This is a genomic window from Nonomuraea monospora, from assembly GCF_039531895.1.
Classification (GTDB): Bacteria; Actinomycetota; Actinomycetes; order Streptosporangiales; family Streptosporangiaceae; genus Nonomuraea; species Nonomuraea monospora.
The window spans coordinates 741,493-756,133 of the sequence record NZ_BAAAQX010000001.1 but is presented as its reverse complement, the minus strand read 5'-3'; the positions used below and the strand labels follow the sequence as shown (position 1 = coordinate 756,133).

Below are 14,641 nucleotides of genomic sequence, written 5' to 3'. Positions count from 1 at the left end.
GCACGCCTGGCGGTGCTCGGCGTGGCTTCCACCTCCACCGGACGATGGACAGCGGTAACGGCCTGACCAGGAAGAACAATTCGAACGTCCCGGTTGTGGAAGGCCGGTGGACACCACTCAGGACCCCTGTGGACAACTCGGCAGCGCAGGGCCGGCCCGAACCCCGCAAATGGTTGGGCCACCCAAGCTCGATCGCAGGCCCGGCTCAGCAGACCGCGATCGAGACGCAACCGGCCAGGATCGACCTCTTAACACCAGCTACCTAGGCCAGCAGAACGCCGAAGGCCCCGGCGGCGTCGCGCGGGGCCTTGAGGGCGTCGTCCTGGGTGCCCGGGTCGCGGCCCGGACACCCAGGACCTGGGTCATCCGTTGGACACGGTCGCGACGCCCAGGATGCGGAAGGCCGCGACGCGGGCGTTGTAGAGGCTGCCTTCGGCATGGGCGCCGACGGTGGTGCCCGGCTGGAGGGCGTCGAAGACCCGGCCGTCCCCCTCCCAGAAGGAGACGTGGCCGACGGCTTCGTCGGTCGTCTTGTAGAAGATCAGGTCGCCGACCTTCAGGTCCGCCCAGTCGACCGCCTTGGCGTAGAACTTGTCCGGCGACTGGTTGTTCCTGGCCCAGTTCCACATCTCGACGGCGCGGCGGACCGGCCAGCCGGGGAAGTTGGCGATCGGGTTGTAGGAGGCGTAGACCAGGCCCGAGCAGTCGTAGCCCGGGTATTGAGGAGTTCCGATGCCCGAGCTGACGTAGGGTTCGCCGCGCTTGGCCACGGCGTTCTTGTGGCCGATCATGCTCCAGTTGTAGATGTTGCGCTCCTGGTGGCAGAACGTGCCCTGATCCGTCGTCCCGTTCTGGACCTTCACCCTGAGGTGGTTGATGTTGGGGACGCCGTCGGGGTTCCAGTCGGACTTGAGCCCGACCTCGGAGTGGCCGTTGCCGCCCCTGAGGATGAAGTAGGTCTCGCCGCTGGGGAAGATGAAAGGCGCCACGGCGTTGTCGTCGCCGCCGTGGGCGTTGATCCGCAGCACAGGAGAGTAGCCGGACGCCGTGCCGGTGTCCTCGATCCGCCAGCGGACGGTCACCTTGTCCCCTGCTTTCCAGTCGACCTGGATGAAGGCCTCGGCGCCCCCGCAGGCGACGGTGAGCGTGCCACTCGGGTTGCTCAACCCGTCGGCAGACGCCGGAGGCGCCACGAGGACAGCGCCGGAGACCGCGACGGCGAAGGCCGCGATCAACGTCGTGATTCTGGGGTTCACGGGTTTCCTCTCACGATGCGGATGCCTGCCTGCCGGTGCAGGTCAAGGGCGGCTCGGTGAGAACGTTAGGGAGCGGCGCTGGCACGCCGCTGTCCGTACTCCGCCCGTACCGCCGGGCATGCGCGCACATGAGAGAAGCCGCCTCGGTCACGTCCGAGACGGCTCCCGTCGCGGGCCGGCGGCGCGGGCGCCGCCGGCGCGCCGGTCACTTCGGGTCGAGCACGAACACCGGGATCAGCCTGTCGGTCTTCGTCTGGTATTCCGCATAGGACGGGAAGGCCGCGACCGCCCGCTCCCACCACTGCGCCCGCTCGTCCCCTTCGGCCTCGCGGGCCACGTACTCCTTCGTGACGGTCCCGTCCTGCAGCGGGAACTCGGGGTGCGCCTTGATGTTGTAGTACCAGGTGGGGTGCTCGGGAGCGCCCCCCTTGGACGCCACGACCGCGTAGCTGCCCTCGTGCTCCACCCGCATCACGGGGGTGTAGCGCAGCTTGCCGGTCTTCGCGCCACGCAGGGTCAGCAGCACGATCGGTGACCCGAGAATCTTGATGCCCTCGGTGGTGCCGGTGTCAAGGATTTTCCTCGTCTGGTCCTGCACCCAGTTGGTGGGGCTGAACTCTACGGTCTCGTCAGACATGTTCGGCAGCAACAAATCTTGCTCCGGCGGCATTCCTGGGCGCTACGGCGTGAACTCGTACTCGACCCATCCCGCACCGGACAGCATCCGGGCCCCCTGGCGCGCCAGCCGTAGCGCCCCGTCCGTGTAGTGGTGGTTTCTGTAGTGTTGCCGCGCGTTCGAGAGCGGATTTGTCGCCCATGCGCCTTTGTGCATGATGGCGGCGGCCTGACGCCGGAGCCTTCGCCACAGGGCCAGCACGGCCTCGTCGTCGGTGACAGCACCGAGAAAGGATTCACGCAGCGCTTCCGGTGAGCACTCCCCCAGGTGAATCGTCAGGGCCTCGGGATGGCGACGGTGGAACTCCTCCAGCGAGGACGCTTCCAGATCGGCCACGCCCGGCACCAGGTGGAGCCGGTTGACCCCGGCGACAGCGCGCAGATCCTCTATCGGCTCCACACCGGCCTTCTCACCGGCGACTCTCAAGCCATCGGCGGCCCACGTCCTGACGAGCTCTACCATCTCGCCGGGCTCGGCGTGAAACTGCAGCGACACCTTCGCCATGATCCGCAGGCTAGCGCCTCGCCTTGTGAGTGGATGAGCGGGAGCCCATCGCGTCCAGGAGACCGGTGCCCCGCTGCTGCAGCAGACGCACGGTGAGCACCGGAAGGGCGTACAGGACAGTGCCGGTCAGCACGATGACGGACAGAACCGTCACCCACCCCGGCCCACCCACGGCGAAGGGCAGGACCGCGACCACCAGAACCACGGGAAAGATCGTCATCTGCCCACCGGTAGGATCCCCCGCCTGCTGCCCCGGATAGACGCGTTCGCGAGCGTCCGTCCCCACAGCGGGCATCACGACCGCGAGCAGAGGCGCGACCGCGCAGGCGGTGGCGGCGGCCACGATGGCGCTCCCGACGGCGAGCCCGCCCAGGGGCGAGCCGGTCACGGCCCACAGCACGACCGCCAGCCCGACGGACGGCACGCCGAACAGCAGCCCCCACGCCACCATGCGCCCGCGCACGTCGGCCCTGAGCGCGCCGGGCGTGGTGAGAAGCTGCCACAGAGCCGTGCCGTCCAGGGCATACGTGTTGACCGCGACCATCGCCCCGAAGACCGCCGCCGCGGGCCCCGCCAAGGGCAACGCCCAGCTCCAGCCGGTGGGCGCGACGATGAGCGCCATCAGCAGCGGCGTCAGCCAGGCGCTGCGCAGCTCCACCCCGCGGGCCGGGTCGCGCAGCCAGGTGGCCAGCTCCCGCGCGACGACCGCCGACACCCGCGGCCCGGCGAACGGCAGCGGGCGCCTCTGCACGACGGCCCGGCGGGGAGTCGCCCGGCGAGGCGGCCGGCGCAGGGCGCGGGCCGTCAGCGCGATCCAGCCGAGGTGCAGCAGCCCGCCCGCGACCAGCAGCGCCACGACGTGACCGAAGCCGGTGCCGTCGCGGGCGCCGAGCGCGGCGGCGTACCCCCAGCCGGTGGGCAGGGCGGCGAGCAGGTCGATCACCGGTACGGGGAACCGCCCGAGCTCGGTGTCCAGCTCGCCGAGACGCGGCAGCAGCCACGCGGCGATCGGCACCCATCCGGCGAACGACACCGCGAGCATGACGGCGGTCTGCACGGCGGCCATGGTCATCCCGGCCCGGGTCTGCAGCAGCCAGGCCGCCAGCGCCGCCACCGTCTTGCCCGCCCAGATCAGCAGGTAGAGCTGCGCCACCACCGCCCCGGCGGCGATCACGGCCGCCGTTGGCCCGCCCGGCGCGGCCAGCACCACCAGCGACGACAAGGACACCAGCGTGATCAGCGGGCCGACGCCGGCCAGCTCCGTCCACGACAGCGCCCGCGCCACCCGCCACGGCCGCAGCGGATCTCCAGCAGGTCTCCCGCGCGTTTCTGCCAGCCCCTGTCCAGGCCGCGCAGCCCGGCGCTGTAACGCAGGACCTCGGTGGCGGTCAGCCGCTCGGGCAGCGACAGCCCGTCCATCATGATGCCGAGCTGGGCGAGGGCGGCCTCGCGGTCGGTGCGCAGGTCGTGACCGGCGATTCTGATCGTCCCGGCCGTCGGCTCGCGCAGCCCGCACACGGCCGTCAGGGTAGTGGTCTTGCCCGCTCCGTTCGGGCCGACGACGCCGTAGAACATGCCGGGTGGGACGGTCAGGCTGAGGTTGTCCACGGCGAGCACGGGTCCGAAGCGCTGGGTGAGGTGCGTTACTTCGATGGCGGGGACGGTGGGATCGAGCACGGCCTTCTTTCCGTTTCACCTTAACGGCACGCGCCGTGCCGAATGGGACGCGGCCATTCTCGACATCCGGCACTCCCCCTGTCAACACGGCACGTGCCGTACCGATAGGAGGCTCACGACGGTGTGGCCATCCAGTTCCCGTGGAAGCCCGCGGGGATGCGCACCGGGACGTGCACCTCGGCCACCGGAGGCGCGGCCAGATCGGCGGCGTCCAGAATCGCCAGGTAACTCGTCCCGGCGCCGCGATCATGGGCGAACGTCATCAGATACCCCGCGTTCTCCCCGCCCCCGGCCCGCGCCACGAAGACGGCCTCGCCACAGGTGTGTCCCGGCGGCAGGCGATGCACCGCCCGTGCACCGCCCCCGCCGGTGAGGTCGTAGGCGTAGATCTCCGACCGCTCCGGCTCGGCCTCCAGCGAGAAGCTCGTCGTGTACCCGTACCGATGCGGAAGCCCGAGCACCGCGTCCGCCACCCTCGGGTACTCGCTGGACGCGTCGTCCAGCGCCTCCTCGGCGACCGCCCCCGACCGCAGATCCAGCCGCCACCGGTACACCACCGGCAGCCCGCCCTCCAGATCGCCGGCGCCGCCACGCCACAGGCTGGGGACGCGGGTGCCGGTGACCGTGATCGTGTCGCCCCCGGCGTCCTCGAAGGCGTTCATGGTGTGCCACACGTAGCACGGCGCGACGTCGAACCAGCGCACCGGCGCATCCTCGCCGGCGCCGCGCGGCAGCACCCCGAACCGGGCGCGATGCCCGTCGTCCCAGCGCCACGGCGGCCCGCCCGCCGCGGCCTGCGCGGCGTCGAAGACGACCGGCAGATCCATGAAGATCACGTGATTGCGGGTGACGGCGAAGTCGTGCGTCATCGTCGCCCGCGGCACGTCCACGACCCGCGTCTGCACCAGCTCGCCGACGGCCGAGGCGCGATGGAAGGTCAGGTACGGCGGGCGCAACTGGTAGCCGAAGAACAGCAGCTCCCCCGTGATCGGGCAGGTCTTCGGATGCGCGGTCATCGGGGTCCGCAGCGCTCCGTCGAACGTGTGCGGGCCGACGGTGGCGAGGTCCGGCGTCACCTCGTACGGGAAGCCGCCCTCCTCCAGCGCGAACAGCCGGCCGGCGTGCGCGATCAGGTGCGTGTTGGCCGTGGTGACGCGGTAGTCGATGCGGCCGCTGTCCCGGTCGAAGGCGAGGGCGAGGCGGGACCGGCCGGGGTGCTCGTACAGGGGGGTGCGCACGTACCGGTTGCGGTACCAGCGCGCCCTGCCGCCGTCGAGGGCGATGGTGTGGATCATTCCGTCGCCCGCGAAGGAGTGCGGCGACCAGCCGGTACGCGGGTTGGGCCCGTTGCGGAAGAACTGCCCGCTGAGCTCGGCCGGGATCTCACCGACGATCTTGGACGGCTCCAGGGTCACCTCGTCGGCGACCGGCGCGTTGTTGCCCGCCAGGTGCAGCGGCACCGCTTCGGACATGGGGGAACTCCTGTCGGCAGGGGGTGGGGATGCCGACAACCGTGCATGAAGAATTCCGCGAACAACAGACTTGTTCTTTCCGGCAACCTCAGCCGAACACGGCCCCCTTGATCATCCGGCGTCCGGACCGCTCCACACCTGCTCGACGGGGCCGTCCGGCAGCGCGATCTCCAACTGCGAGCACCACGACCCCGTCGGCGCCCACCCCTCGGCCGGTCTGAAGCTCACCCGCAGCCGTCGCGCCGCGCCGGGAACCGGCCCGCCCAGCTGACGAACTCCGTGGGCGGCCGCCTTGCCCTCCGGATCGAAGGCGCCAAGGTTGTCGTCGCGGTACGGAGTGTCGAGATCGTCCTCGGCGGACAACATCCAGTACCAGAAGAACGGCCCCTTGGCCTCCGTCTCGTGCGGCCGGATCCCCGGGACGAACTCGTAGTGCAACACGGCACCGCCGTCCAGCAACTCCAGGCCGCGGGCGACCACGCGGTGGCCTTCCGCCAGCTCCCCCAGATCGATGTCGAAGGCGAGGTCGAGACGCCTCTTCTCACCCATCCTGGCGAGATAGTCGTCAGTGGCCGTACGCGGCGGAATCCTGATCATGACCCCAGCATCGGGCACGCTCGGGGCGACCCGCCAGCGAATTCCTGGTCAGCCTGTCCGGCACCTCCAAGGATGTGGCGGCTCGCCCCGGCAGAGCGTTCGTCAGGCGATCGGCTGCTCGCTCAGCCCCAGATCGGTGCCCTTCGGCTCCTTGACCACCGTGACAGCCGCCAGCGAGATCACACACAGCACCATGATGTAGACGCCCACCGAAAAAGCGGACCCCGTGCTCTGCACCAGCGCCTGAGCGATCGTGGGAGCGAAGGCACCGCCCAGGATGGCGCCGAGCGCGTAGCCGATGGCCACGCCGGAGTAGCGCACCGAGACGGGGAACATCTCGGCGTACATGGCCGACATGGGCCCGTACGACAGCCCCAGCCCGACGGTCAGCACGACGATCGCGACGGTGAAGAGCCAGATGTCGCGCGTCTCCATCAGCAGGAAGAGCGGGATCATCCACACAAAGATGAGCCCATAGCCGAGCTGGAAGGTGCGCACCCGGCCGATCCGGTCCGACAGCGCTCCGCCGTACAGGGTGAAGACCAGCCAGCCGGCGGACCCGGCGACGGTGGCGAGCAGGACGGACGGGCGGGACAGGCCGAGCGCGGTGGTGCCGTAGCTGATGAAGTAGGCGATGAGCAGGTAGCCGGCGGCGTTGTTGGCCACGAAGATGAGCGCGGTGAGGATGACGTTCCTGGTGTTGCCGCGGAACAGGTCGCGCAGCGGCGCGGAGGAGGTCTTGGTGCGCTGCTGCAGCTCCTTGAACACGGGGCTCTCGTCGACGGCCCGCCGCACCAGGTAGCCGACGACGATCAGGGTCAGGGAGAGCAGGAACGGCACCCGCCAGCCCCACGCCTGGAACTGCTCGGGGGTGGTGACCGTGCTCATGACCCACAGGACGCCGGTGGCCAGGATGAGCCCGATGGGCACGCCGATCTGCGGGAAGGCGCCCCACCAGCCGCGCCGCTCGCGGGGCGCGTGCTCCACCGACAGCAGGGCGGCGCCGCCCCATTCGCCGCCCGCGGAGAAGCCCTGCACGATGCGCAGCAGGATGAGGGCGATGGGCGCGGCCACGCCGATCGTCTCGTAGGTGGGCAAAAGGCCGATGAGGGTGGTGGCCGCGCCCATGAGCAGCAGCGTCAGGACGAGCATGCGCTTGCGTCCGAGCCGGTCGCCGTACCGACCGGCGACGATCGCGCCGAGCGGCCGGAACAGGAAGCTGATGCCGATCGTGGCCAGCGAGATGAGCGTGGCCAGGCCGGGGGCCTGCTCGTTGACGGGGGCCAGGAAGAGCGGGCCGAACACCAGGCCGGCGGCCTGGGCGTAGATGAAGAAGTCGTACCACTCGATGGTGGTGCCTGCCAGGGTGCCGGCGAGGACCTTGCGGTCGTCGCGCGTCATGGCGCGTGGTTCACTCGTCACGGTTGGGCTCCGTTCCTTGCCTCGGGGGGTCTGGTGGCTCGTTCGAGCGCCACCAGGGCGTTCTCGTAGGGGTGCCCGCCGGCGTGCTGGAGGCCGATCTCGCAGGTACGGTTGCCGCTCAGGTAGGCGTCGGCCGTGATCCCGGCGAGTTCGGCGGTCTCGGCGCGGGTGGCGCTCTCGGTCAGCTCGCGGTGCAGGAAGCCGCGGTCTCCGGCGAAGCCGCAGCAGGTGGCGGTGAGGGGTTCGATCACGTCCTCGGCGAGCGCGTCCGCCACGGCGCGCAGGTCGGCGGCGGTGCCGAGATGGGTCATCGCGCAGGTCGGGTGCAGGACGGCGGGGGCCAGGCGGCGGCTGACGGTGAGTTTCGGCAGCAGGTCGGTACGCGCCCAGGTGAGCGCGTCGAGCACGGTGAGCGCGGCGTGCCTGGCCCGGTCACCGTCGTCGAGGACGGGCGGCGCCTCGCGCAGGATGCCGAGCGTGCAGGAGGCGGCGTCCACCACGACGGGCAGCCGGCCGCCGTCCGACCAGTCCCACAGGCGCCGCACGAGGTCGCCGGCGGCGTGGGCGTGCGCGGCCCGGTGGCCCTTGCTGTGCCAGACGGTGCCGCAGCAGGCGCCCGCCAGGCCGGGCGGCGTCCACAGCGCGAGGCCCGCACGATCGGCGAGCGCGGGCAGCGCGGCCGTGACCGTGGTGGGGTCGGGCGCGCCGGGCGGCGCACCGAAGATCCGGTTGACGCAGGACGGGACGTACACGGCCGTCGTCCCCGCCGGTCGGTGTCGCCGCGCCGCGATCGCGGGGGCTGGGCCTGGGGTCGCGGGCAGCCATTCCGGTACGCGGTTCGCGCCGAGCACCTTCCTGCCCAGCAGGCTCATCGCCCGCACCGGCCGATCACCGGTCAGCCGAGCGAGCCGCAGCAGGACCCGGGCGAGGCGTTCGGCCGTGGCCCAGTTCCGTGCGATGGCCGGCGTGAGGCGTCCGGCCGCGCCGCCGTGCCTGGCCTGCCGCAGCTCCTTCATCACCTGGCCGGTGTCGATGCCGACCGGGCACGCCGTCGCGCAGGACCCGTCGGCGGCGCAGGTGTCGACGGCGGCGTAGCCGTACTCGCTCTCCAGGGCGGCGTGCGAGCCGCCGCGCCGGGCGATCTCGCGTTGCAGCACGATGCGCTGGCGCGGGGTGGTGGTCAGGTCGCGGCTCGGGCACACCGGCTCGCAGAAGCCGCATTCGATGCAGCCGTCGAGCAGGGGGTGCACGGCCGGGAGCGCCTTGAGATGGCGCAGGTGGGCGCGGGGATCGTCGGTGAACAGCACGCCGGCGCCGAGGATGCCGTGCGGGTCGAAGGCGCGTTTGACCCGGCGCATCAGCTCGGTCAGCCGCGGCCCCCACTCGCGTTCGAGGAACGGCGCCATGTTGCGGCCGGTGCCGTGCTCGCCCTTCAGCGAGCCGTCGAAGCGGTCCACGATCAGCGCGACGACGTCCTCCACGCATCGGGCGTACCGTTCGACGTCAGCCGGGTCGGCCGGGTCGAACACCATGGTGAAGTGCAGGTTCCCGGCTGAGGCATGCCCGGCGACGGAGGCGTCGAACCGGTGGCGGGCGAGGATGTCGCGCAGCGCGACCGCCGCCTCGGCGACGCGCGCCGGGGGCACGCAGACGTCCTCGCCGAGCAGGATCGTGCCCGGTGGCCGGTTCGCGCCCAGGGCGGTGAGCAGCCCCTTGCGCACGGCCCAGAAGCCGCCCGCGATCCTGGCGTCGCGGGTGAAGCCGCCGTTCAGGACGACGCCGTCGAGCAGCCGGCGGGCCTCGTCCTCGAAGCGGTCCAGCTCGGCCTGGTCGCCGGCGCGGAACTCGACGAGCAGCCCGGCGTCGTCGCCGCCGAGCTCGCGCGTCCAGGCTGGTGCTCCGTCCATGGGACGGATCGCGCGCAGCGAGAGGTTGTCCAGCAGCTCCGCGGCCCGCGCGCCGAGGCCCATCAGCGCGGGGACGACCGACGCGGCGGCGGCCAGGTCGGCGAAGTGCAGGAACGCCGTGCTCGCCCACCTCGGGCTGGGGACGGTACGGAAGGTGATCTCCTCCAGGAAGCCCAGCGTGCCCTGGGAGCCGACGAGGAGGCCGCGCACGAGCTGCGCCGGGGTGTCGCCGTCGAGGAAGGCGTCGAGCCGGTACCCGTTGGTGTTCTTGATCGCGAACTTGGTCCGGATCCGTGCGACGAGCTGCGGGTCGGCGCGGATCTCGTCGCGGATCGCGAGCAGCCGGGCGACCAGCTCGGGCTCGGCCTCGGTGAGGCGCCGGTCGGCGTCCGGGGCGGCGGTGTCGATCCTGGTCCCCGACGGCAGCACGACCCGCAGCGACTCGACCGTCCGGTAGGAGTTGGCGTGCACGCCGCAGGTCATGCCGCTGGCGTTGTTGGCGACCACGCCGCCGACGCACGCCGCCGCGGCGCTGGCCGGGTCGGGGCCGAGCATCCGCCCGTAGCGGGCCAGGCGGGCGTTCGCCCTGGCCAGCACCACTCCGGGGGCGCTGCGCAGGATCGCGCCCGCCTCCTCGACGGTCGCGTGGTCGAAGTGGCGGCGGACGTCGAGCAGGATGTCGTCTCCTTGCGCCTGGCCGTTGAGGCTGGTCCCGGCGGCGCGCAGGACGACCCGGCGTCCGTTGCGGGAGGCGTACCGGAAGACGGCGGCGACGTCGTCGCCGTTGCGGGCCAGCACCACGACGCGGGGCACCTGGTGGTAGGGGCTCGCGTCGGCGGAGTAGCGGATCAGGTCGGTGGCCGACGTCAGCACGTTCCCGGCACCTACCGCCACGCGGAGCTCCTGCATCTGGCGATCCTTCCTTCCTGGTGGGGCGGCAAAACCGGAGTGGGACAACAGTGCGGGATGGCCGCATGTGAAACAATGTCTGATCCGACCCGGATCTCTCGTTCGCGGTGTCGGATCGGACACCGATCTGGGGCATGACCATGGCCACGCTGGGGACCCTGCTCGACGCGCTGCGTCCTGACGTGGTGCAGCTCGCGACCGGCGACGCGCAGCTCGCGGTGGCCGGCGTCGAGCTCCTCGACGCCGGCGCGCTCGAACCGGTCGCGCCGCAGTGCCTGCTCCTCGCGCTCGGACTGGACCTCTCCTCCCCCAGGGCCGTCGGCCAGGCGCTGCGGCTCGCGTCCGAGACGGGCGGGGCACTGGCGGTCAAGTACGCGAGCGGCCTGCCCGCCGGCGTCGCCGAGCAGGCGCGGGCGGCGGGCGCCACGGTCGTGGCCGTCAATCCGGACATCCCGTGGAGCCGCCTCTACGGCCTGGCCTCCACGCTGCTCGCCACCCAGCCGAACTCCCCCGAGCCCGCGGGCGGCGATCTGTTCTCGCTGGCCAACTCGGTCGCCGCGATCTGCGGCGGCGCGGTGGCGATCATGGACACCAACCAGACGATCGTCGCCTACTCCAACCTGCCCGGCCAGCCGATCGACGAGACCCGGCGCGTCGGCATCCTCTCCCGGCAGGTCCCCGACCACGCGCTGCCCCACCACCTGACCGACGAGCTGTGGCGCAGCGACTCGGTGAAGCTGATCCGCCGCGACGGCTACGACCCGCGGCTCGCCGTCGTGATCCGCGCCGGGGACACGGCTCTCGGCTCGCTGTGGGCGACCTTCCCCGACGAGGACGCGATCACCGACAGCGAGGCCGTGCTCGCCACCGCGGCCAAGCTGGCCGCGCTGCACCTGCTCACCATCCGCCGGCATCTGGACGCCGACCAGGAGAGCCGCAACGCCGCCCTGCAGACGGCGCTGCAGCATCCGGGCCACGCCGACCGCGCCCTCCCCCTGCCCGCGACCCTGCTCTGCCTAGCCGCGAACCCCGGCTACCCCCCTGACCATCGCCCTGACCATCGCCCTGGCCATCGGCCCGACCACCGCGCGAGCCTGTTGCGCGCCCTCGGGCTGCTCGAGCTCGACGCCCGTTCCCTCGGCCACGAGCCGACCGTCAGCCTGGTCAAGGACCGGATGTACGTGCTGCTCGAAGCCGCGCCCCGCGGCTCGGTCACCGTCGCCACCCTGGCCGCCCACTTCCACCAGCGGGCGACCCGGCTGCTGCACACGAACCTGCTGATCGTCCGCAGCGAGCCCGTCGAGGATCCCGACGGGTTGCGCCAGGCCCGCGACGACCTCGACCGCGCCATCAGCCACCTGCGGGACACGGGCGCCCGGCCGGGCAGCTACGCGGCGCGGGACCTGCACGCCGAGATCGTCCAGCAACGGCTGTTCGACGCCGTGCGCAGCGATCCGATGTTGCGGGCGGGCTTCGGTGGCGTCATCGACGCGTACGATGTCACGCACGGCACCGCCTACCGGGCGACGCTGTTGTCCTATCTGCGTAACTTCGGGGACGTCCGGGCCGCCGGCGCGGAGCTGACGCTGCACGAGAACACCGTCCGCAAGCGGATCAGGCGCGCGCAGGAGCTGTTCGGCGTCGCGCTGGACAACCCGACGCACCGCTTGCTGCTGGAGCTGGAGCTGGGGGCCGTGACACCGGGCGTCACCTGGGGGGACGACGCGCCGGGGTGACCCGCGAGCCGCCACAGCCCCGCGAGCCGCCACAGCCCCGCGAGCCGTCACAGCCGGATCAGGTCGGCGACCTCCTCGGGCAGGCCGGGTGACGTCATGACGTGCCCCATCCCGGGCACGACGTGCAGCTCCGCGCCCGGGATAGCGTCCGCCAGCGCCTCGCCGTGACCGAGCGGGTAGACCGGATCCTGGTCCCCGTGCACGATCGACGTCGGCGCGGTGATCGACGACAGCGGAGCGAGCAGGCTGGGATCCTCCAGCCACACGGCCCGGTGATGGTTGGCCGCCGCCGCCGAATCGGTGGCGCGCGACAGCGCCAGCTCCAGCATCGCCCGGGCGGCGGGCTCGTCGAACGGCCGGACGGAGCCGTTGAAGACCCGGAGCAGGGCCACGTCGGACTCCACCCCCGGCGGCAGCCCCGCGGCCAGGTGCGCGAGGAACCGGGGCGACGGCGGCGGCAGATCGTCCGGGTCGGCCGGTTCCCCGGCCAGCGCCCGTTCCCACACGGGACGCGGATCGTGGCCCATCGGCGAGCTGGACATCACGGTCAGGGACCGCACCCGGCCCGGCGCGTGCACCGCCAGCCACTGCGCGAGCATGCCACCCAGGGACGCCCCGGCCACATGGGCGGATTCCAGCCCATAGCCATCGAGCACGGCGAGGCAGTCGCGGGCCATGTCCCCGATCGTGTACGGGTGCGCGTCGAAGTCGACGACGCTGGACCGGCCGGTGTCCCGATGGTCGAACCGGATCACCTGCACCCCGCGTTCGACGAGCCGGCCGACCAGCGCGTCAGGGCAACTGACGCCCTGAGCAGCCGACCCCATGATCATCAAGACCGCGGGCAGCCCAGGGTCGCCGGCCCGCTCGGTCCAGATCCGCAGCGGCCCCGAGGCCACGAATCGCTCATTGGACATGGAGGCACGCTAGCGCCCGCCCGCCGACCCTTCATCGACGACGTCAGGACGACGTCACCACACCGGTAGAAGTGACGCCACTTTGATGTCATCATGACGTCATGGACCTTGCGCCGTATGTGGACCACCTCCGCCGTGAGCTGGCGATCGCGGCAGGAGCCGGCGGCGAGGAAGCTCGTGCGCTGGCCGAGCGGCTCGCCGCGACGCTCGAATCAGCCACCAGGCTCGCGCTGCTCGAAGCCCTGTCCGCCGCCGCAGACGAGATCACCCACGACCTCAGCCCCGGCTCTGTCGAGGTGCGCCTGCGTGGCCGCGACCCCGACTTCGTCGTGACGCCACCGCCGGCCGTCCGGCCGCTGGAGGAGAGCGACGCCGACAGGCCGCCTCCCCCGCCCCCGCTGCCTCCGGACGCCGACGAGGGCGGCACGTCCCGGATCTCGCTCCGGGTCCCTGAGCACCTCAAGCCCCGCATCGAGGACGCCGCCGCCCGTGACGGCCTGTCGGTCAACGCCTGGCTGGTGCGGGCCGTCTCCGCCGCGCTCGACCCCGGCAACGCAGGCAGCCGTTCCGGCCAGCGCCCCACTCAGCGGTCCGGCAACCGTTACAGCGGCTGGGTGCGCTGATGACCACGACAATCACCCACCACGAGGGGATCGGTATGCCGGCCTTCGACACCTCTGAGCCCATCGCCGCCGTCATCGACACGGCGACCGCCAACATCCGCGTCTCCGCGAGCGACCGCGCCGACACCGTCGTCGAGGTCCGCCCGAGTGACGCCCACAACGACGCCGACGTGCAGGCGGCCGAGCAGACCCACGTCGACTACGCCAACGGCAGGCTCCTGGTGCGCAGCGACAAGGAGCCCACCGGCTGGGGCACCGACTGGGGGCTGTCGCTCGGTAAGCTCGTCGAGTCGCCCGCCGACTGGGCGCGCTCGCTGGTGCTCGGCCCCGGCTCGATCGACGTGACGATCGAGCTGCCGACCGGCTCCCGCCTCGACGTCAGGACGGCGGGGAGCGTCGTGTGCCAGGGGCCGGTCGGCGAGGTGTCGCTGTCCACCTCGTACGGCGATCTCCAGGTCGAGCGCGCCAGCCGGTTGCGCCTGCGGAACACCTACGGCGACATCCACGTCACGCACGCCTACGGGCACACGGAGGTCACCAACAGCCACGGCGACATCGACATCGGCCGGATCGACGGCACCGCCGCGGTCAAGAACTCGCACGGCGACATCCGCCTGGGCACGGTGACGGGCGACCTGCGGCTCAACAGCGCCCACGGTGACGCCACCGTGGATCTGGCGCTGGCCGGCGTCAGGGCCATGACCTCGTACGCCGGCGTGCGGATCGGCGAGGCGGCCGCCGGCTCGATCGTCATGCAGACCACCGGCGGCGGCCTCGACCTGGGCATCCGCAGGGGCACCGCCGCCTGGCTGGACGTCAGCTCCAGGTACGGCACCGTGGACGTCTCCCTCGACCCCAGCGACGCCCCCGCCGAGTCGGAGCCGGTCGTCGAGGTGCGGGCCCACACCGACTACGGCGACATCGTCATCCACCACTCCTGAGGAG

The 14,641-nt window shown here is 71.8% G+C and carries 13 protein-coding genes; 3 read left to right on the top strand and 10 right to left on the bottom strand.

Annotated elements, in window-relative coordinates:
- Positions 1-362 precede the first annotated feature (362 nt).
- The 9 genes from ABD331_RS03430 to ABD331_RS03390 all read right to left on the bottom strand — a co-directional run bounded on the left by ABD331_RS03430 (position 363) and on the right by ABD331_RS03390 (position 10,420).
- Positions 363-1,256, bottom strand: a complete 894-nt coding sequence (locus ABD331_RS03430) for a C40 family peptidase (protein WP_344470726.1) — start codon at positions 1,254-1,256, stop codon at positions 363-365.
- Between the two features lie 205 nt (positions 1,257-1,461).
- Positions 1,462-1,893: a nitroreductase family deazaflavin-dependent oxidoreductase gene (locus ABD331_RS03425; RefSeq protein ID WP_344470725.1), complete on the bottom strand. Its 432-nt coding sequence runs from the start codon at positions 1,891-1,893 to the stop codon at positions 1,462-1,464.
- Between the two features lie 42 nt (positions 1,894-1,935).
- Positions 1,936-2,436: a hypothetical protein gene (locus ABD331_RS03420; RefSeq protein WP_344470724.1), complete on the bottom strand. Its 501-nt coding sequence runs from the start codon at positions 2,434-2,436 to the stop codon at positions 1,936-1,938.
- A gap of 10 nt (positions 2,437-2,446) precedes the next feature.
- Entirely contained in the window at positions 2,447-3,721 is a 1,275-nt protein-coding gene (locus tag ABD331_RS03415; protein WP_344470723.1) for a hypothetical protein, read from the bottom strand.
- Complete coding sequence (locus ABD331_RS03410) at positions 3,673-4,113, bottom strand: ATP-binding cassette domain-containing protein (protein WP_344470722.1); 441 nt, start codon at positions 4,111-4,113, stop codon at positions 3,673-3,675. Before ABD331_RS03410 ends, ABD331_RS03415 begins: the two co-directional genes overlap by 49 nt.
- Before the next feature lie 113 nt (positions 4,114-4,226).
- Positions 4,227-5,585: a carotenoid oxygenase family protein gene (locus ABD331_RS03405; RefSeq protein WP_344470721.1), complete on the bottom strand. Its 1,359-nt coding sequence runs from the start codon at positions 5,583-5,585 to the stop codon at positions 4,227-4,229.
- Between the two features lie 111 nt (positions 5,586-5,696).
- A complete protein-coding gene (locus ABD331_RS03400; RefSeq protein ID WP_344470720.1) occupies positions 5,697-6,182 on the bottom strand; it encodes a hypothetical protein in 486 nt (161 codons plus the stop codon).
- Positions 6,183-6,284: 102 nt separating this feature from the next.
- Entirely contained in the window at positions 6,285-7,583 is a 1,299-nt protein-coding gene (locus ABD331_RS03395) for an MFS transporter (protein ID WP_344470749.1), read from the bottom strand.
- Between the two features lie 17 nt (positions 7,584-7,600).
- Positions 7,601-10,420 (bottom strand): FAD-binding and (Fe-S)-binding domain-containing protein, encoded by a 2,820-nt coding sequence (locus ABD331_RS03390; protein ID WP_344470719.1) that lies wholly within the window; start codon positions 10,418-10,420, stop codon positions 7,601-7,603.
- A 134-nt stretch (positions 10,421-10,554) separates the two neighbouring features.
- Here ABD331_RS03390 and ABD331_RS03385 point away from each other — a divergent pair, with 134 nt between their 5' ends.
- Positions 10,555-12,156: a helix-turn-helix domain-containing protein gene (locus tag ABD331_RS03385; RefSeq protein WP_344470718.1), complete on the top strand. Its 1,602-nt coding sequence runs from the start codon at positions 10,555-10,557 to the stop codon at positions 12,154-12,156.
- Positions 12,157-12,203: 47 nt separating this feature from the next.
- On the opposite strand, the gene ABD331_RS03380 is transcribed toward ABD331_RS03385, so the two are convergent.
- Positions 12,204-13,073, bottom strand: a complete 870-nt coding sequence (locus ABD331_RS03380) for an alpha/beta fold hydrolase (protein WP_344470717.1) — start codon at positions 13,071-13,073, stop codon at positions 12,204-12,206.
- 101 nt (positions 13,074-13,174) lie between these two features.
- Between ABD331_RS03380 and ABD331_RS03375 the strand changes: the two genes are divergently transcribed.
- Both ABD331_RS03375 and ABD331_RS03370 read left to right on the top strand, forming a co-directional pair.
- Positions 13,175-13,696 carry a hypothetical protein gene (locus ABD331_RS03375; protein ID WP_344470716.1) on the top strand — a complete coding sequence of 174 codons (522 nt, stop codon included), beginning with the start codon at positions 13,175-13,177 and terminating at the stop codon, positions 13,694-13,696.
- On the top strand, positions 13,696-14,637 hold the full coding sequence (locus ABD331_RS03370) for a DUF4097 family beta strand repeat-containing protein (RefSeq protein ID WP_344470715.1): 942 nt from the start codon (positions 13,696-13,698) through the stop codon (positions 14,635-14,637). The genes ABD331_RS03375 and ABD331_RS03370 overlap by 1 nt, the downstream gene beginning before the upstream one ends.
- Positions 14,638-14,641: the final 4 nt, after the last annotated feature.